This window comes from Brevibacillus sp. HD3.3A, assembly GCF_013284375.2.
GTDB classification, from domain to species: domain Bacteria; phylum Bacillota; class Bacilli; order Brevibacillales; family Brevibacillaceae; genus Brevibacillus; species Brevibacillus parabrevis.
In genome coordinates this window covers 1,066,394-1,084,494 of sequence record NZ_CP085874.1, presented here as the reverse complement: position 1 = coordinate 1,084,494, position 18,101 = coordinate 1,066,394, and the positions used below count along the sequence as shown (strand labels likewise).

The window sequence follows — 18,101 nt, the reverse complement described above, 5'->3', positions numbered from 1 at the left end:
TCGAACAAGGTGCCGAAAAACGTTCCGGGTGCAGATGAAATGTGCTAATCCCGAAGCTTTCCACTAAGCTTTCGAACTTCGTTGTTCGGATCAATGTTTTGTAATAACGTCGAGTGCTAATCCCGAAGCTTTCCACTAAGCTTTCGAACTATCCACACCCAGACTTCGTATTTTTTATTTTGGTATTGGTGCTAATCCCGAAGCTTTCCACTAAGCTTTCGAACGGAGAGGTTGAGAAAACAACATCATGGCGACCGAGTTGTGCTAATCCCGAAGCTTTCCACTAAGCTTTCGAACGGGTTATTCTCCTTTCGGGAGGGGGTTACCCTCCCTGGTGCTAATCCCGAAGCTTTCCACTAAGCTTTCGAACAAAATAGAAGTTTTGGCTTGCTGCTTTTTCATTCCCGTGCTAATCCCGAAGCTTTCCACTAAGCTTTCGAACTTGTCTACTTGGCCATCTACTTCGCGAATAGCCTAATGTGCTAATCCCGAAGCTTTCCACTAAGCTTTCGAACCACTCCATTACCGGAAGATCTAAAAGGCGACCTTGAACGTGCTAATCCCGAAGCTTTCCACTAAGCTTTCGAACATGAGCAAGTCGTAGAGATAGTGGGCGGGCCAGGAGGTGCTAATCCCGAAGCTTTCCACTAAGCTTTCGAACTCTTCCTTCTTCTCCTCGCTCCAGGCATAATAAAGAGTGCTAATCCCGAAGCTTTCCACTAAGCTTTCGAACTCGAACATGAGCATATTCAAACAAAAAAACTTCACTTCCGTGCTAATCCCGAAGCTTTCCACTAAGCTTTCGAACGGTGAGCGCGTTGATGAGATCAGCTAGGGGATTGATTGTGCTAATCCCGAAGCTTTCCACTAAGCTTTCGAACGTTGGCATCAATTCCACAGTTACCCCCATAATGGACTGTGCTAATCCCGAAGCTTTCCACTAAGCTTTCGAACTCCTTCCTTGCCGAAACCTACAACACCAAGGCTTGAGCAGGGCTTTTTCGAGCGCCAGGAATTTCAGTATCCCTTTCCCCGTCTATGCACTCATTTCCAATGCACAATCGTTCAAAAAAGCCTACTCTCACAAGGATTTCGAGCATCTCCAGTGATTTTTGAGCTGCGGGGATGCTCGAAAATCAAGCGCACATACTCAGTGGAACTTCGTGACTATTCGTGGTAGCCGCCCTGTAATGGAGGACGACAATGCACACGCACGAAATTAAAGCAAATCGACATACGGCCTCTAACCGTCGACTATCATCATTGTACTGTTTTCGCCTTGCCTCAACAACACACATCCACTTTCCTAGTAGATAAATTTAGTTAAGTCTCGCGGGAGGAACTCTCTTCCGACCGTGGCAATTCGCTTATCCAATTGGTCCTTGGTCACCGGGCCGATTTTTACAAACATGACCTGATCTTCTGCATGATGAATCAGCTCAGCCAGACTGACCTTCAATTTGACTTGCTGAATCTCTGTCAACTGACATAAGAACACGGAATATTGCACATGTTCCCCCTGTCCTTTCATCAACTTGAAAACCTTTCGCCATCGCTTCTGATCCGAAATATCGTAGCTCACCAGTACAAAATGTCTCATTTTTACCTCGTCATGAGCGGCGTATATTCAGCCAACTCGCCATCAAGGTATCTGGCCAAAAATCTTGCTTCCAGCTCAAGCATCCTCCGATAGCTTAACTTGTAACCGAACTGTGGATGTGTCATTGCTTCATTTAGCCGTCTTTCGTAAGCGGAAAAATATTTCTGGCGACCGCCCTTTTTCAAGTAACAGCTATCTTTTCCCCAGTAAAAATCATCCGGAGTGAGTTCTTTTGTATTCAAGGCGCGAATCGCTACGCTATCAGCGATCAATGCCCGATACGGTTCCATCAGATCAAGCGCCAAAGCTGGCCTCCCCGCTTCCATTGCATGGAAAAAACCAAACAGCGGATCGAGTCCTACATTGACACAAGCCGTATAGACATCTCTTGAGAGCAATGTATAGCCTAGCGACAAAAGAGCGTTAACCGGGTCTTTCGGCGGACGCCGATTGCGTCCATTCATCATGGCGATGCCATCAACCATTGGCTCCGCAAGCATCGTGGGAAAAGACTGCATATACAACTGCGCCGCTCGTCCTTCAATTCCTCTCGCCATGTCAAGCGATTCGGCGCCAAGCACCCGCTCCCGCAGCTCTTTCAATTCTTTTAAAACTGATTTTTCCGGACTGCCGTTTCGCCTTAACATGGTTCGTTGATTGGAAATCTTGGCGTAGATCACTCGCCTGGTAAGTGCAAGTGCAACTGGCGGCTCTTGAAAAGCACCGAACTGTTTGACCCTCGTCCGAATATTTTTGGTGAGCGGCGGAGAAGTAATTCCAGCTAATGTACCATGTGTCGTCAAATAACTGACATGGATGCCACAATTCATTAAGGTGTGTAGAAGTTGCGTGGAACACTGGACGTTTCCCATCAAGCTCACGTGTACCAAATCCTTGATCGGGATTTCGTCAAGCTTTTCCCCTTTTAACGTAATCGTCAGACACTCGCCGGACCTTCCCAACGTAGCCCCTGGCTCTGCAACATACAACATTCCACCGTCTGGACGACTGGGAACAATTTTTCTGATATTTGCACTGACCCCTGTCAAGTAATTCGTCTCATCAGGCATGCAAACGTAGTTTAGCGAGCAGCGGAAGCATTTTTTCGAATCTTGCAAGGGCGGCGGCATGTCTGCATCTTTAAGTGCTTGCGCCTTTTCAATAAAACGTCGGGTAACGCTGATCAAGTCCTGGGAAAATTCAATCTGCACTTTCTTTTTGTTCCCACGATAGTACAAATAGCCATAGTCCGATTCATAGCCATTTGAGCGCAGCAACAAGCCTTGGGCACATAATTGAATCTGGTCATTGGGCCAGGCAGAGCCATCCAATTCATATTCACCTACAGAGAACGTATGCCCGCCATCTGGTGCCGACGAGTGCTTGCCTTCAACAGGAATCCACTGGTTGCCTTGTTCGACGCATACTGCATCCAGCTTTCCGGTAATGCCGAGCACCGGATCGCCTAGATTCAGACTGGATGGTGCCTCTCCCCACAACTCTTCGGGAGCCATTTTGTTTTTGCGCAAATTTGTCTCCGCACGCCTGTGCTGTGCAGCTCCTTCGATCGTGTCTGCACTTTCTTCAAACAGTCCTTGCACATGCATGATATGGTAAAGTCGCTCACAATACTGAATTTCATTTAACATGCGTACAGGTATCCAGGACAAGCCACACACTCTCCTTGAACACCTTTACCGAGTCTTCATCAAAAACCTCTCCCGCAATTTTCCGTACAGACGTCTTTTTACCTCACTCCAAAAATCTTTTTGGGTATTCCATACAAATTCAGGAAAAAAGACTCCGCTAGGATCGCGGAACAATGTACGGTATGTGCCTTTCGCCTCTTCCGCTTCCTCGATGATTTCCTGGAAGTCTTCCAGTTGTTCGGGCGACTCAGACTCTTCTGTAAAGGTTGTTTTACCTTTCAGCTTGGCCTGGCTATCCCAAACGTATACGTCTTTCATGACTGTATCCGTTTTTTTCACAAAAAGACCTTTTCCCAGCTTCGCTTGCACCGATTTGGCCTTGGGAATGAGATACTCTTCCTCGCCTCGGATGAGAACACGGCAGCTTACCTTGAACAGCTCATTGTATCGCTGCCAAAAACGCTTTTGCAGATTCTGCGCCGCATTGATATCTGCCTGGAGTAATACTACCTCTTTGTCTCCGCTTCCGTTTGTCAAGGTCACGAACCATTCTCCACTGTCATCCGGAACAATGTCGCCAGGTCTTAACTGTTTCACTTGCTCTTCCGTCAAAAACTGCTCGCTGATTAATCTTTTCTGTAAGTTCTCAAAGCGTCTGCCCTGTAAATCATGGCCACTCACCATTTTGCACCGAATGCCCGGCGTTCCTGTCTTGGCGTGAAAACGAGAGGAATATTCCGCCCGGACATCGCCAATCTGAATCCCGTATGGCTCCGCCTGCATATGAACGTATTTGGGAATGCTGCGATGTGCCCATTTCATCAAGGTGGAATTTTCTTTTGTCGAACGATCCATGTGAGAACGGTACTGACTCAGGTTTTCAAACAGGATGACCTGACAAGCCGGATACTTGGCGAACCACTCCAATTTCTTTTCGTCGTATACATATCCCAAAGCAGTCATGACGATGGCGTGACTTAACTGCTTCAACCGATCCTCTTTTACATTTTGGATATGCGTCAACAGGCGCTGGTGGCTGGTATGTCCTTGTTCAAAGCGGTTGATTTCCTGCGGATTTCTCGTCCTGCGGCTCCAAGAAATCAACAGCTTGCGCAGACTGTCCAATTCTTCTATGCTCCACATGCTCAGACCTGCGATGCCTTTTCGCTCGTCAGCATCAAAGCGTTTGCGCCATGCCTGAACGACTTTTCCTACATGCTCCTCTGCTTTGCGGTGTATTTGTACCACCGCTTGCTCCCAGCCGCCTTCCTTCTCACGTAAAGCATCTGTCAGGTCGCAGACGATTCCGTTCCAAAAAGTCCGGTCTGTTTGATCGAGCAGCGACTTTTGCTTCTCAAGCGCTTGACTCAAATGATCAAGCTCATCCGCTCGTTCTCTGTTCTGTTTCTTCGCCATGCGTATGACTTGGGACAATATTCTGATCTGAAACCTCACTCGTCTCTGCTGATCCTGCCTCTCGTCCCGTTTTTCCCTCACCTGTTTTTCTACCTGCTCACCAGGCAGTTTCAACATATAGCTCCGCTTATGGACAGCAACGAGCGGGGTTCCTTCAATCCAATAGGAAAAACCAGCCGCATTTGCATCGTTGCTCTCTTCTACAGAAAAAATGGAAGTTGCCGCAGCAGTTCGCAGCCCAAGGTCTATACTCATCACACGGAACCCGGATTCCAGCGATTCCACCCCGGACGAGTGGTTCTGCGAAGCCTTCATCCATTCAACAAGCTCCTCTGACTTGTAAGTAGTGACCTTTGGAAACTCATTGGGACGGCGAACGAGTTGCAACACTTGTCCATATGGCGACTGCAAACGGCCATTTTTCACTTCTTGCAAAGGTTCGAAATCGATGACAATGTTGAGATAGACACTGCCAATCTCCCCACCCTCGAAGTCTTTTTCTTCCTTTTCTAAATCGCCTCTTTCCAGCTGTAGCTTTGCTCCCCCCAAATGTCCGCTAAACGTCGATCCTGAACCCTTATCCTTAAACTCGATTTCTTGCTTGCCTTTGTCGTTTTTCTGCAACGTCACCTGTTGGTAAAACTGCCTGGACAAAGCCAGCTCGACCTCGACGTCCTGCTTTTCCATCCATCCGGATTCGTTTGGCCAGATCAGTTGACTAAACGTCACAAAACGCCTGCTTCTGGGGTTGTCTGCTTCCGCCGTCAAATAATAATCTTGCAAATTTCCTCCGCGAGCGTCGAATCGCACCCACAGTGGATGCTTCCTGGCATCGGGCAGTGTCATAGTAGCGTTTTGCTTGGCTTCTTCCAAACGCTTCTTCAGCTCATTGCGTGCAACAAAATAATGGATGCGCTGCGGATTCCCTTTCCAGATCAGGTGGTGCTCCTCTTTCATCAGGTACTGAAAGAAATGGGCATCGCCAAATCGCCCCCTCAGCCGCTGCTGCACACGTTTGAGCGCCTCTCTGTATTGCTCGTGACTGGCATTGGGGAGAACTGTCGACCATTGCTCGTACAGTTCGTTCCAACCTTTCATTTGCCGTTTGGTAATCCGATACTTGTCATTGGCAGCGGTCATGTTTTCTATTAGCTCTTGCTCCCGTTGTTCTTCGTATTGCTCCAGCAAGCTGATCCATTCCTGGCCACCTTCCAACTGCTCGTTCAATTGGGTCATTTTTTCTTGCAGCTTGGAATATTCCTCCTGAACGCGCTTGTTCCAGCTCTCCCAACTGAGCAGTCTTTCAATCGCCTGTTGCAGCATGTCCCTGTCCCAAGTGCGCACAAACTGATTGGACTGAAGCGGTAGCCATGCGATGTCTGCTACGGTGTTTGTGTACAGTGGAAAAATCGGCCTGATTCCGTATTCTTCCAAGGTGGTAATCACGGAAGCGGTCGGATCTTCTTCGCGTCTTTTTTTCCACTTTTCATAATCCTGCTCCCAGGTCGGGTCGTTGGCTTCTTTTTTCTTCTGCCAGGTCGGCTTTGCGCCTGCCTTTGAGGTACCTTTGCCGCCTTCGCTGTTCGGATCGACTAGCGGGCTGAGGAATTTTCGGCTAATGATCTGGGCGTCGCCACTTTGCCCAATCGAGGAGGGAACAAGCAGTTCATATAGTTGCCGCAGAGCTTCGAGCGCCTTGTCCAATGGGAGCGCTTGTGTATTTTTATCTGCACGATTTTTTTGTTGCTGTTCGCGAATATGACGAACCAGCTCTTCTTGCAGTTCTTTTTTTGTCTGTCCGCCAGTGCTCTCCTGACGAAAGAGCAAGAGCATTTTCATATAATAAGCGACGCCTTCGTTTAACAGCCGATGCGTTCGCCATATTCCTTTTCGGAGGTTTTGGGCTTCCGGGCCTGTGCGGGTTTTGAGCTTTAGTTTTATACTGCGGATTGCCATGGCTGGTGCCTCCCGGTTTGATTTTGAAAAGAGTTGGGCATGATTTTTATTTATTGTAAATCATTTTCATATTTTGGGGTAATAGGAAAAAGCCAATTCCACTGTTTCTAGATGAATTGGCTTGTGTTCTGATGAACCGTGAAGTTTTCTACTGGGGATTCGAAGAGCCGCAAGATGTATTTAGATATGCACGTGCTTGTTTCAAAATTTTCGAATGGACTGGCCGTTTGGTGCTGGCTTCATCCATCCCCGTGGTGCTAATCTTGAAGCTTTCTACTGAGCTTTCGAACGTCGTTTGTTAGCCGGATCGTCGACCTTCGACCAGTGCTAACCTCGAAGCTTTCCACTAAGCTTTCGAACACACACCAGATCGAGGTGAGTGTTTATTCTACAAGTGCTAACCTCGAAGCTTTCCACTAAGCTTTCGAACATGAATGATATTTTGTGCAACGAAGGGGATGCCCAGTGTGCTAACCTCGAAGCTTTCCACTAAGCTTTCGAACCGACGTTGTTTACCGACCTTCTTTTGTATTTGCGGAGTGCTAACCTCGAAGCTTTCCACTAAGCTTTCGAACAATGAAAAACACGTTTCAAACGAGAGAGGATGAACGAGTGCTAACCTCGAAGCTTTCCACTAAGCTTTCGAACGAAAAAGGCAGAGGAAGCAGTACACGAAAGTTTGAGGGTTGTGCTAACCTCGAAGCTTTCCACTAAGCTTTCGAACCGCGAGCAAGAGTGTCACCGAAACGCCCGGTATCCTGTGCTAACCTCGAAGCTTTCCACTAAGCTTTCGAACCGGGCTACTTCTGTGTAGTGTGCTGAATGATGTTTTGTGCTAACCTCGAAGCTTTCCACTAAGCTTTCGAACCTTGAAACACGCAATCACCCTATTTCGTTTTTCCATAGTGCTAACCTCGAAGCTTTCCACTAAGCTTTCGAACCAAGATCGAGCACAGAATAGAATTAACAAATGCAGAGTGCTAACCTCGAAGCTTTCCACTAAGCTTTCGAACGGGAAAGAAATGGGCAAACGGAAGTGCTACGTCCGACGCGTGCTAACCTCGAAGCTTTCCACTAAGCTTTCGAACCAAGCTGGTGTGGAATTGTATCGCCATTATCGTTATGGTGCTAACCTCGAAGCTTTCCACTAAGCTTTCGAACCAAAAGTTTCATCCTCATCAGCAACAATGTTTTCTATGGTGCTAACCTCGAAGCTTTCCACTAAGCTTTCGAACCACCATCATCGTTCCGGGCGAGTCTGCAAAGATCTGTACGGGTGCTAACCTCGAAGCTTTCCACTAAGCTTTCGAACTCTTCACATACCCTTGGTCGCGTTATCGCTTATTTGGTGCTAACCTCGAAGCTTTCCACTAAGCTTTCGAACGGCAAACGAACATGGCGAACCAAAAGGCGACCCCCGCGTGCTAACCTCGAAGCTTTCCACTAAGCTTTCGAACCACGTCGATTGAGTTGATAATAGATTTTCCAAAGCGTGCTAACCTCGAAGCTTTCCACTAAGCTTTCGAACCTCCTGTCTTACCAATCCCTACAACCGCAAGCGTTCCCGCACTCTCTTTCGAGCAGCCCATTTTCTCGGTTGTATTCTGCCTGATTTCACGGAGACTCCGGTCGTCCAAACTGGCTTTGCGCTTACTCTCCCAACGTATGCGAGCATCCCCGGAGCTTTTTGGGCTGAGAGGATGCTCGCATCGTTGTTTTCGAAAGCTTAGTGGAAAGTCGAGATTATCCGTGGGAGTAGACTTGTGGAGGGTCTACATTTGCACACGCACGGAAATCGGTCTGTTGCCTTTAGCATGCGACCGATACATTCATTTTACATATTTTCCAAATACAGTTCAACTATGATGATGTCACGCCCCCCATATGAACCCCTGGAGTTTGTTAGAAAAATAATCGTCTGAAACAGATTGGATCGTGATTTTACAAGATCATGGAAGATCGTAGAAGATCCTGCAAGATAAAAATGGCTTTACCCGAAATCTCATAGTAAAATATGGGCAAGTACATTAGACACGGCTCTCAAGGGTGGTCGGCTCATCTCCCATGTCGGAAGCGAGGGGAGGTGGGAACGTGGCAATTACTCACGAAATGCTTACACTTATGCTCCAGTTCGGCGGCTTTATCGTTGGGCTGTTGAGTCTCGTTGTAACAATCGTTGTTGCCCTGACCAAAAGAAATGACCGCCCTTGAGATTGGCGTCCAAGGCGGTCATTCTGATCGACTATTAAGCTGAGCCGTCCCCTTGAGGGAACGTCTATTGTACTACCGGCAGAGTGCGGGAACACCCTGTCGGTTTTTATTTTGTCCACTTTTGGTTAAACATTAAACACTTCATGTTGAAAGTGTAACCTATCTTGCTTCCATCATAACACGTTTGACATGTCGGCGTAAATAAATAAGCGACCCCACATGTCTTTATAATCTCCTGGTTCACGTGCTATCCCAAAAGCTCTCCACTAAGCTTTCGAACTGCTCAACTGCTGTACATCCACTCACACGGCATTCGGCAGCAGGGTGCTAATCCCAAAGCTTTCCACTAAGCTTTCGAACGATTCGAACTCATTTACCTCATCTTCTATTCCGCTAAGTGCTAATCTCGAAGCTTTCCACTAAGCTTTCGAACGGAACTCGTTCAGTTTGTTCTTTGTACCTTTCTCGGTGCTAACCCCGAAGCTTTCCACTAAGCTTTCGAACCGAACCATCCGGTAAGTATCAAACAGTTGTAAGCTATGTGCTAACCCCGAAGCTCTCCACTAAGCTTTCGAACGATGATTAAGCGGCGATGGAACAACTATTATGCCAGTGCTAACCTCGAAGCTTTCCACTAAGCTTTCGAACTTGGCTTGAAATATGGTAAGTCATCGACACACCTTTGTGCTAACCTCGAAGCTTTCCACTAAGCTTTCGAACAATTGATAAGCAAATTGAAAGCTCTTAATCCTAGGAGGTAGTGCTAACCTCGAAGCTTTCCACTAAGCTTTCGAACTCGAAGAAGAAGAAAAGAAAGGAGCCCGCCACCATGCGTGCTAACCTCGAAGCTTTCCACTAAGCTTTCGAACTGATTTTCGGAACAAATAAATGATCCAGGGAGCCAGTGCTAACCTCGAAGCTTTCCACTAAGCTTTCGAACTTTTTAACGGTTTGCCATACGCTCTGCGTGCCATCTTTCGTGCTAACCTCGAAGCTTTCCACTAAGCTTTCGAACAGCAGCAACGCCAGGAGAAATTCCAAGACGTTATCCAGGTGCTAACCTCGAAGCTTTCCACTAAGCTTTCGAACTGCGGCCTAACAATATAGGCAAATGGGGATACATGTGCTAACCTCGAAGCTTTCCACTAAGCTTTCGAACAGCATTCCTCCAGATATTTAACAAATCGTGTGCTTTGTTGTGCTAACCTCGAAGCTTTCCACTAAGCTTTCGAACTCCTGTCTTACCAATCCCTACAACCGCAAGCGTTCCCACACTCTCTTTCGAGCAGCCCATTTTCTCGGTTGTATTCTGCCTGATTTCACGGAGACTCCAGTCGTTCAAACTGACTTGGCGCTTACTCTCCCAACGTATGCGAGCATCCCCGGAGCTTTTTGGGCTGAGAGGATGCTCGCATCGTTGTTTTCGAAAGCTTAGTGGAAAGTCGAGATTATCCGTGGGAGTAGACTTGTGGAGGGTCTACATTTGCACACGCACGGAAATCGGCCTGTCGCCTTTAGCATGCGACCGATACATTCATTTTACATATTTTCCAAATACAGTTCAACTACTACCGCACTGGTAAACTCCTAGCATCAGCCATTTTCTCGCATCGGGGAAAAGCGCGGTCAAAATTTTGATCCCATCTTCCCTGCATCCTTCCGCCAAACCGCCGCATCCCCTTTTCCACTAAGAGGTATTGTACACCATTAGCGTGTCCTTACTTCGCCAAAGCAGGATTCAAAATATGCTTTACATACTCCCCCGCGCTATGCTTGATCTGTTCCTCCGATGCTTGACCCGCGCCATGGAAGCGGAACGGAGCCAAATACTTCATTCCCGTCAAGTTTGCCATCGCATGCAGTGGTGTCGTCAGCTCTTCGATTGTGAAAAAGTTATAGCCATCACGTGCGTAGGCTTGCTCCGGCCCGCCCGCAGAAATTGCCAGCAAGAACTCTTTGTTGTGCAGCTTGTTTCCTTCTGCGCCATAAGCCCAGCCATAAGTCAAAACAGCATCCTGCCATTGCTTCAAAATGGCTGGCGTGCTGTACCAGTAGAACGGGAACTGAAAGACAACCCGGTCATGCTCCATCATGAGCTGTTGTTCTTTTTGCACATCGATCTCGAAAGTAGGGTAAGCCGCATACAAATCGTGAACCGTGATGCTCGCTTCCTGCTTCAGTCTTTCCACCCAGGCTTTGTTCACTTTCGATTGATCCAGATGAGGATGGGCTACAATGACTAATGTTTTCACAGAGCATGCTCCTTTTTATTATACTTTTGATAGATATATAAAATAACAAACTTCACTTTAGTTGTAAACTAACAAACCGTAAGCACCCAATATAATAAGCCATTTCACGCAAAAAGCCGACCGCATCCCCTCACAGGATACTGTCGGCTTTCCATCATCTCTTCTAGCCTACTCTCAAGTCATCGCTTCCTTCTTCCCAAAAAACGTCCTGAGCGCCTTGTAAACCTCACCCTTTTCCCGAATTACACAATGCAAGAACTTCGGCTCCTTGATGTGGCGATACGCTGACATGAGTGTGGAATGCCTATTATACTGATTAACCTCGCCATATCCGAACATGTTGCATCTGTCCATAAGCTCTTTCACCAGCTTTACGCAACGCTCGTTGTCGGACGTCAGGTTGTCGCCATCGGAAAAGTGGAACGGGTAAATGTTGTACTGCGAAGACGGATAGCGGCTGTCGATGATCTCCAGCGCTTTTTTGTAGGCGGAGGAACAAATCGTTCCCCCGCTCTCTCCTTTTGAGAAAAAAGTATCCTCAGTCACTTCTTTTGCATCGGTATGGTGCGCGATGAAGACGATCTCCACTTTTTCGTACTTCGTGCGCAAAAACCGTACCATCCAGAAGAAGAAGCTGCGCGCAATGTACTTTTCGAAGACGCCCATACTGCCCGAAGTATCCATCATGGCAATGATGACGGCGTTCGAGTGCGGCTTGATGATCTCTTCCCACGTTTTGAAGCGCAGGTCGTCCTCGTTGATGCCCAGCTCCAGATCGCTGTAGCCGGCGAGGGCGTTGCGGCGGATCGCTGCGATCAGGGTCCGCTTTTTGTCGATGTTGCCCATCAACCCTTTTTTCCGGACATCGTTGAAACGCGTCTCCTCAATGACAATCTGGTCCTCGTCTTTGCGCTGCAAATTCGGCAGCTCAAGCTCGGCGAAAAGCATTTCCTGCAATTCCTCGACGCTGATTTCAGCTTCGTAGTAATCCACTCCCGGCTGATCCCCAGCCCCTTGGCCTTTTCCCGGACCTTGCGCCTGATCGCCGTCTTTGGCAACGACATCTCCAACCTTGCTGTTTCCTTTGCCTTGACCGCCATGCTTTCCCTTTTGGAAGTTGAATCGCAATCGGTATTCATCCAGGGAGCGAATAGGGATCTTGATAACTTCCCGACCGTTTGACATGATGATGTTTTCTTCGCTTACGAGATCGGGCAGGTTTTTTTTGATCGCTTCTTTCACTTTTTCCTGGTGTCGATTTTGGTCCTGGTACCCTTTGCGGTGCAGCGACCAGTCTTCCCGGGAGACAATGAACGATGGTGCATCTTCCATGCCGTCTCCTCCTAGCAACTGGCGCAGTCTGCGCCGAATATGACGTGCTGGATAAAAAGCGTGAGTGTGCTTTGGCAGGCTGTTCGGGCTTCAAGCAATTACCTGTTCAGCAAGCTTCCCACGTAACGGAGCAGCTCGTTGGCGCAAACCGGGCAATAGCTGTGCTCTTCGATGAGGCGCTTTGTCACCTCGTTGATCTTTTTCAATTGATGCTCATCCGGCGTTTTGTTCGACGTCGTGATCTTGACGACGTCTTTGAGATCAGCGAACAGCTTCTTCTCGATCGCTTCGCGCAGACGGTCGTGCGTGCTGTAGTCAAAACGCTTCCCTTTGCGCGCGTAGGCCGAGATGCGAATGAGGATTTCTTCACGGAATGCCCGCTTGGCATTTTCCGAGATGCCGATCTGCTCCTCGATCGAACGCATCAGGCGCTCATCTGGGTCCATCTCCTCGCCAGTGACGGGGTCACGAATTTTGTTCATATTGCAATACGCTTCGACGTTGTCGAGGTAATTGTCCATGAGCGTTTTCGCAGACTCCTCGTAGCTGTAGACAAACGCTTTTTGCACTTCTTTTTTCGCCAGCTCGTCGTATTCCTTGCGGGCGCTGGAGATGAAGTTCATATAGCGCTCCCGCTGCTCCTTCGTAATCGACGGATGCTGGTCAAAGCCTTCCTTCAGGGCGCGGAGAATATCCAGCGCATTGATGCACTCCGTATCGCGGCGAATCAGCGCACTGGAGATGCGATTGATGACATAGCGCGGGTCGATGCCAGCCATGCCTTCGTCCGCGTGCTCGTTTCGCAGCTCCTCCAGATCGGCACCCTTGAAGCCCTCCACCGATTCGCCATCGTACAGGCGCATTTTTTTCAGCAAATCGGCTCCTTGCTTTTTCGATTCCTTCAAACGAGTAAGAATAGAGAAAATAGCAGCTGACCGCAGCGCATGCGGCGCAATATGCACATGTCCGAGATCCGATTGCTTGATTAATTTCGAATAAATTTTTTCTTCGTCGCTGACCCGCAAGTTATACGGCATCGGCATGACGATAATCCTCGATTGCAAAGCTTCGTTTTTCTTGTTGGCAATAAACGCTTTGTACTCGGATTCATTCGTGTGGGCCACGATCAGCTCATCCGCAGATATCAAGGCAAAACGCCCAGCCTTGAAGTTTCCTTCCTGCGTCAGCGACAGCAAATGCCAGAGGAATTTCTCGTCGCATTTGAGCATTTCCTGAAACTCCATCAGACCGCGGTTGGCCTTGTTCAGCTCCCCGTCAAAGCGATAGGCGCGAGGATCGGACTCGGAGCCGTATTTGGTGATCGTGGAAAAGTCGATGCTGCCTGTCAAATCGGCAATATCCTGCGATTTGGGATCGGAGGGGCTGAATGTACCAATCCCGACGCGATTCGCTTCCGAGAAAAGAATGCGGCAAACCGGGAAGTCTTCGATGCGTCCGCCGTATTCGCTTTCCAGCCTCATGCGGTTGTACGGCGTAAGCTCGCCTTCGATTTTGATGCCCAGTTCTTCCTCTACTTCCGGGCGCAGCTCATGCGGGACCAGATGCAACGGCTCTTCCTGCATCGGGCAGCCGTCAAGCGCGTAAATAGCGCCTGCCTCTGTTCGGGAATACTCCTCCAGCCCCCGCTTGAGCATCGTAACGAGTGTGGATTTACCGCCGCTGACAGGGCCCATCAAGAGCAAGATGCGCTTGCGTACATCCAGACGACGCGCCGCCGAATGGAAATATTCCTCGACCAGCCGCTCAATGGAGCGATCCAGGCCGAAAATTTCCCGGCTGAAAAATTGGTACGAACGTGTGCCATCCTCATTTTCTTCGACACCAGCACTTTTAATCATGTTGTAGACGCGTGAATGAGCCGTCTGGGCAATTTGCGGATTTTTGCGTACCAGCTGCAAATACTCGGCGAAAGTCCCTCTCCACATCAGGTTTTCTTCTCGGGCCCGGTGCTCAGCGATCCGTTTTAAAATGTCCATGTTCGACACTCCTCCCTCATAAGCCCCTCTCTCTTCCATAACGACAATGTACTCTCATGTATATGTCTGCCTGCGGTCACGCATTCGCGCGGAACCCGTTTTCTTCAGTTGCCAACAGGCTCATCAAGCCTTTTCATATGTGTATGCGAGACATGAGCACAAGTTTCGGCAATCTTGCCACAAAAATTTTGCACGAAGGCAAATTCATTTTGACCGCATGGAATATTACGGAAATGTAAGGTACGATTGATTGCTTTGTAAGCTAAATCAATAGTTTGTAAGCTAGTCTGTTTTGTACAATAAACTCATCGATCCGAAATCATACACAAAAACTTTATTGATAGAACAACCATGGAGGCCACACACATGCACACACAAAAAGATCATGCTGTTCAAATTACAAAAGGACTGTACTTGACTGGAATCGCAACATTGATCATCCTCGCTGTCGTGATGTACCAATGGGTGTACGGGATGCAACTGGACACAGGTGAAATCCTCAGCGTTCCGATTGCTTTGGGCGCTTTCCTGAAGCTTGCGAGCGAGCGCCGGAAGCTGTCTCTTACCTGATCGTTAATCCGTTTGCAAAGTGGGCAGGCTACGCTATAATGGGAGTAGTTTGTTTACGAAAGGAGCTGTCCAACATGGGTACGTTTATCGTAGCGTTGGTCTTCGCAGCTTTTCTGCTCTTCATCTTGACAGCGGGCTACAACGAGGACAAAACCTGGAATCTGTAAGGACAAGCTAACGAGCCATTTGCTGTTTTCAGCACGTTGCTCCCAGGCGAAAAAAAGCAGGCTGCCTGTAATCGGCAACCTGCTTTTTTCATTGTATTTCGCATCCTATGCCTGCGGCTTTTTGTCCGCTTTCTTTTGTGCCTTCTCCGCTGCTTTTTCTGCCTTTTTCGCAGCGATCTCTTCCTTGATTTGTTTTGCCGTCTTATCCGCAGGATCGACGCCCCACTTCGCTGCTTTTTCGGTCAGCTTGGCGAGCTGCTCCTGTTTTTTCGCTTCTTTGGCTGCTTTTTTCGCCGCTTTTTCTGCTTGCTTCGCTGCTTTTGCTTCTTGGACAGCAGCTTTTACTTCTTTGGTAGTTTTTCCTGCCGTCTCCACACTCCACTTGGCAGCCTTTTCTGCCCACTTTTCCTGATTTTCAGCTTTTTTCGCCGCTTTCGCAGCCTCGACAGCCGTTTTCAATTCTTCCACCGTTTTTCCTTCCACCGCAATGCCCAGCTTGGTCGCCAACGCTTGCCATTTTTCCAGGCGATGCTGCGCTTTTTCTTCCTTGCTGTACGTAACGGTTGTATCTGCTGGTTTATCCTGTGCACTCACGACTGAAACTCCGCTGAATAACAATGCTGCCATAGCAATCGACGAGACGAATTTTTTCACGTTTACTTCCTCCTTTTGATGGGCAAAGCATGATCGGTACATAGACTAGCCTACCGCACGTGTTTGGGAAAAGTATGTGAAAAAGCAGGCTTGTCCCGCTTTTGCGACTGACAGCCTGCTTTTCGTATCGCTGACCGTGACATCAGCGTCTTTATGCTTGGGCAAAAACTCCGGTGCGCTCGGTTAATGCCTGGTACAACTCCTCCAAAGACCCCCGCTGATCGACCGGATACTGCGGTTCGCCGCGATCTTCCATCCAGTTGGTGACCAGGTACGTCTTCATGCCCAATGTCGACGCGACCATGTCTTCTTGCATATGGTTGCCGATCATGATGCACTCGGTCGGCTGTACCCCGAGCTTTTGACAAATCTCCGCGAAGTAGCCTGGATTTGGCTTCGTAAAATGAGACTCTTCATAAACCGTCACCAGCTCGAAATCGTTTGCACTCATTCCGATCCAGGCGAGTCGATGGAAAATCGCTTCGCGTGGAAAAACCGGGTTGGTGGCGACAGCGACGCGGTAACCTTGTGCTTTGGCTGTCTCCACAATTTTTTTGGCCCACGGCGATGGATAAGTCAGATGGGACAGTGTCGGGAACACATCGCGGTAAAAGGAATCGAACAGCGGCCAAACTTCCTCGCGCTCCCACTCGCTGTTCGCCGTAAAATACTCGATAAATACTTGCTCGTTCGTCTTGTCCGCATCCTGGTTTACAATCATCGCCTTCGTCGCGTCCCAAATCAGCTTGAGCAGCTTCTCGGTATCGTACTTGTCGCCAATGTGCCTGCCCACTTCCACCAAATAGCTTTTGACAAACGGCTCGGTCTGCATTTCCAGAAGCGTACCGTCCAGATCAAACAGGATCGTATTCGTAGTCATTTGCGTTCTCTCCCTTTTTCATAGACCTGCCCTTGGCAACGAGCGAAAAGCTGCTTTGCCATGAACTGGCTCTAGCTAAGCCCCGGAAAACCGATCTGCCGCAAGCCTTCAAACAAAACAATCGCCGCACAGTTGGACAAGTTGACGGAACGCGTAGCTCCGCTCATCGGGATGCGAATCGTTTGCTCCCGGTATTTTTGTGTCAGCTCTTCCGGCAATCCGGTCGTTTCCTTGCCCAAAATAATGTAGTCGCCATCGCGAAAAGTAACGTCCGTATACAGCTTCTCGCCCCACGTCTCCACAAAGTAAAACGTACCGGCTCCCTCTCCCTGCGCGGCGGCAAAATGCTCAAAGCTTTCGTGGTGATGAATGTTCACCGCGTGCCAGTAGTCGAGGCCGGCCCGCTTCAAGTAACGGTCCTCCGTCGAAAAACCAAGCGGATGAATCAAATGCAAATGAGCGCCCGTCGCTGCACAAGAGCGGGCAATATTTCCCGTGTTGGCAGGAATGAGCGGCTCATGCAAAACAATATGTAACGGCATATCGGCAAAACTCCTTGTATATGACGAACTGGGTAATCCAAACCTCTTCTATTATACATAAAGTGTCAGCGTCATGACCACTTGGCCGACACCTGTAACGAACAGCGAGGCTCCTGCATCTAACCTGGAACCCATCCATTACATGCAAAAGGAGTGTCGCTTGAAAATGAACAAGACCAATCGTGTGCAGCTTCACCTCGCCACGCACGGAGCAGCCCTTTGCTTTGTCGGGATCGCTTCGGCTTGGATGTGGCCGAATTTCGCTGCTTTCCCCGCCATGGAGACGTGCAGCATGATCGCTGGTTATCTCTCGTTTGTGTTCATTGGTCTTAGCTTGCTGATTGGCCCGATCAAATCGTGGCTGCCTGGACGCCTGACAACGGCTTGCTTGTCCATTCGCAGAGATGTCGGCATCTGGGCTGGTCTGACCGGACTTTTGCACGTAGCCCTCGTTCTCATCTTATTTGATGGCGAGCCAAATTTGTTCATCGTCACGGGCAATCAGGCTGACAAGGCAAGCGGATGGCTTGGCTTGTTTCTGCTGACACCTCCCGATTCTGACATGTGGCCCCTGCCAAACTGGAGCTTTTCCGGTGTCGCCAACTATTTGGGGGCGATCGCTTTTGGCCTGTTGCTGGCCCTCTTGTGTACATCGTCCAATCGCGCAGAAAAATGGTTGGGCGGCTCCTCCTGGAAAAGGCTGCATCTGTCCAATCCATGGCTGTTTCTTCTCGTGTTGTTCCACAGCCTGATCTATGTGCAATCCATCAAAGGAGAGCCGCATAGCTTCTCCGACTTGCTCGTCTTCGCCGCCATCATCTGGCTCGCCCGCAGCGTTTCTTTTATGCAAACTGTGCGCAAACGCCGACGCTAAA

Annotated in this window: 12 protein-coding genes and 3 CRISPR repeat arrays (1 of these 15 cut by a window edge); of the genes, 3 read left to right on the top strand and 9 right to left on the bottom strand. The window is 48.9% G+C overall.

Annotated features, from left to right (window positions below; genetic code table 11):
- Positions 1–954: a CRISPR direct-repeat array (repeat unit 36 nt; unit sequence GTGCTAATCCCGAAGCTTTCCACTAAGCTTTCGAAC) (it extends 321 nt beyond the left edge of the window).
- 352 nt (positions 955–1,306) lie between these two features.
- The 3 genes from cas2 to cas12b are packed head-to-tail and all read right to left on the bottom strand — an operon-like array spanning position 1,307 to position 6,621.
- Complete coding sequence (cas2, locus tag HP435_RS05565; protein ID WP_122962683.1) at positions 1,307–1,600, bottom strand: CRISPR-associated endonuclease Cas2; 294 nt, start codon at positions 1,598–1,600, stop codon at positions 1,307–1,309.
- Between the two features lie 2 nt (positions 1,601–1,602).
- Positions 1,603–3,249, bottom strand: coding sequence for a CRISPR-associated endonuclease Cas4g/Cas1g (gene cas1, locus HP435_RS05560; RefSeq protein WP_255679256.1), 1,647 nt, complete (start codon positions 3,247–3,249; stop codon positions 1,603–1,605).
- 45 nt (positions 3,250–3,294) lie between these two features.
- Complete coding sequence (gene cas12b / locus HP435_RS05555) at positions 3,295–6,621, bottom strand: type V CRISPR-associated protein Cas12b (RefSeq protein ID WP_173600071.1); 3,327 nt, start codon at positions 6,619–6,621, stop codon at positions 3,295–3,297.
- A gap of 254 nt (positions 6,622–6,875) precedes the next feature.
- Positions 6,876–8,149: a CRISPR direct-repeat array (repeat unit 36 nt; unit sequence GTGCTAACCTCGAAGCTTTCCACTAAGCTTTCGAAC).
- A gap of 563 nt (positions 8,150–8,712) precedes the next feature.
- Here cas12b and HP435_RS05550 point away from each other — a divergent pair.
- Positions 8,713–8,832, top strand: a complete 120-nt coding sequence (locus HP435_RS05550; RefSeq protein WP_229049831.1) for a putative holin-like toxin — start codon at positions 8,713–8,715, stop codon at positions 8,830–8,832.
- A 254-nt stretch (positions 8,833–9,086) separates the two neighbouring features.
- Positions 9,087–10,066: a CRISPR direct-repeat array (repeat unit 26 nt; unit sequence CGAAGCTTTCCACTAAGCTTTCGAAC).
- Between the two features lie 484 nt (positions 10,067–10,550).
- On the opposite strand, the gene HP435_RS05545 is transcribed toward HP435_RS05550, so the two are convergent.
- From HP435_RS05545 to HP435_RS05535, 3 genes are all read right to left on the bottom strand, one after another.
- Entirely contained in the window at positions 10,551–11,084 is a 534-nt protein-coding gene (locus HP435_RS05545; RefSeq protein ID WP_173600072.1) for an NAD(P)H-dependent oxidoreductase, read from the bottom strand.
- Between the two features lie 174 nt (positions 11,085–11,258).
- Complete coding sequence (yhbH, locus tag HP435_RS05540) at positions 11,259–12,416, bottom strand: sporulation protein YhbH (RefSeq protein WP_122962677.1); 1,158 nt, start codon at positions 12,414–12,416, stop codon at positions 11,259–11,261.
- 98 nt (positions 12,417–12,514) lie between these two features.
- Complete coding sequence (locus HP435_RS05535) at positions 12,515–14,413, bottom strand: PrkA family serine protein kinase (protein WP_063229640.1); 1,899 nt, start codon at positions 14,411–14,413, stop codon at positions 12,515–12,517.
- A 366-nt stretch (positions 14,414–14,779) separates the two neighbouring features.
- Here HP435_RS05535 and HP435_RS05530 point away from each other — a divergent pair, with 366 nt between their 5' ends.
- On the top strand, positions 14,780–14,983 hold the full coding sequence (locus tag HP435_RS05530) for a hypothetical protein (RefSeq protein WP_122962676.1): 204 nt from the start codon (positions 14,780–14,782) through the stop codon (positions 14,981–14,983).
- Between the two features lie 272 nt (positions 14,984–15,255).
- On the opposite strand, the gene HP435_RS05525 is transcribed toward HP435_RS05530, so the two are convergent.
- The 3 genes from HP435_RS05525 to trmL form a co-directional block, all read right to left on the bottom strand.
- Positions 15,256–15,804, bottom strand: a complete 549-nt coding sequence (locus HP435_RS05525; protein WP_173600073.1) for a hypothetical protein — start codon at positions 15,802–15,804, stop codon at positions 15,256–15,258.
- Between the two features lie 151 nt (positions 15,805–15,955).
- A complete protein-coding gene (locus tag HP435_RS05520; protein WP_173600074.1) occupies positions 15,956–16,684 on the bottom strand; it encodes an HAD family hydrolase in 729 nt (242 codons plus the stop codon).
- A gap of 71 nt (positions 16,685–16,755) precedes the next feature.
- A complete protein-coding gene (gene trmL / locus HP435_RS05515; protein WP_122962673.1) occupies positions 16,756–17,226 on the bottom strand; it encodes a tRNA (uridine(34)/cytosine(34)/5-carboxymethylaminomethyluridine(34)-2'-O)-methyltransferase TrmL in 471 nt (156 codons plus the stop codon).
- A 166-nt stretch (positions 17,227–17,392) separates the two neighbouring features.
- Between trmL and HP435_RS05510 the strand changes: the two genes are divergently transcribed.
- Positions 17,393–18,100 (top strand): ferric reductase-like transmembrane domain-containing protein, encoded by a 708-nt coding sequence (locus HP435_RS05510; RefSeq protein WP_173600075.1) that lies wholly within the window; start codon positions 17,393–17,395, stop codon positions 18,098–18,100.
- The last annotated feature ends 1 nt before the right edge of the window (position 18,101 follow it).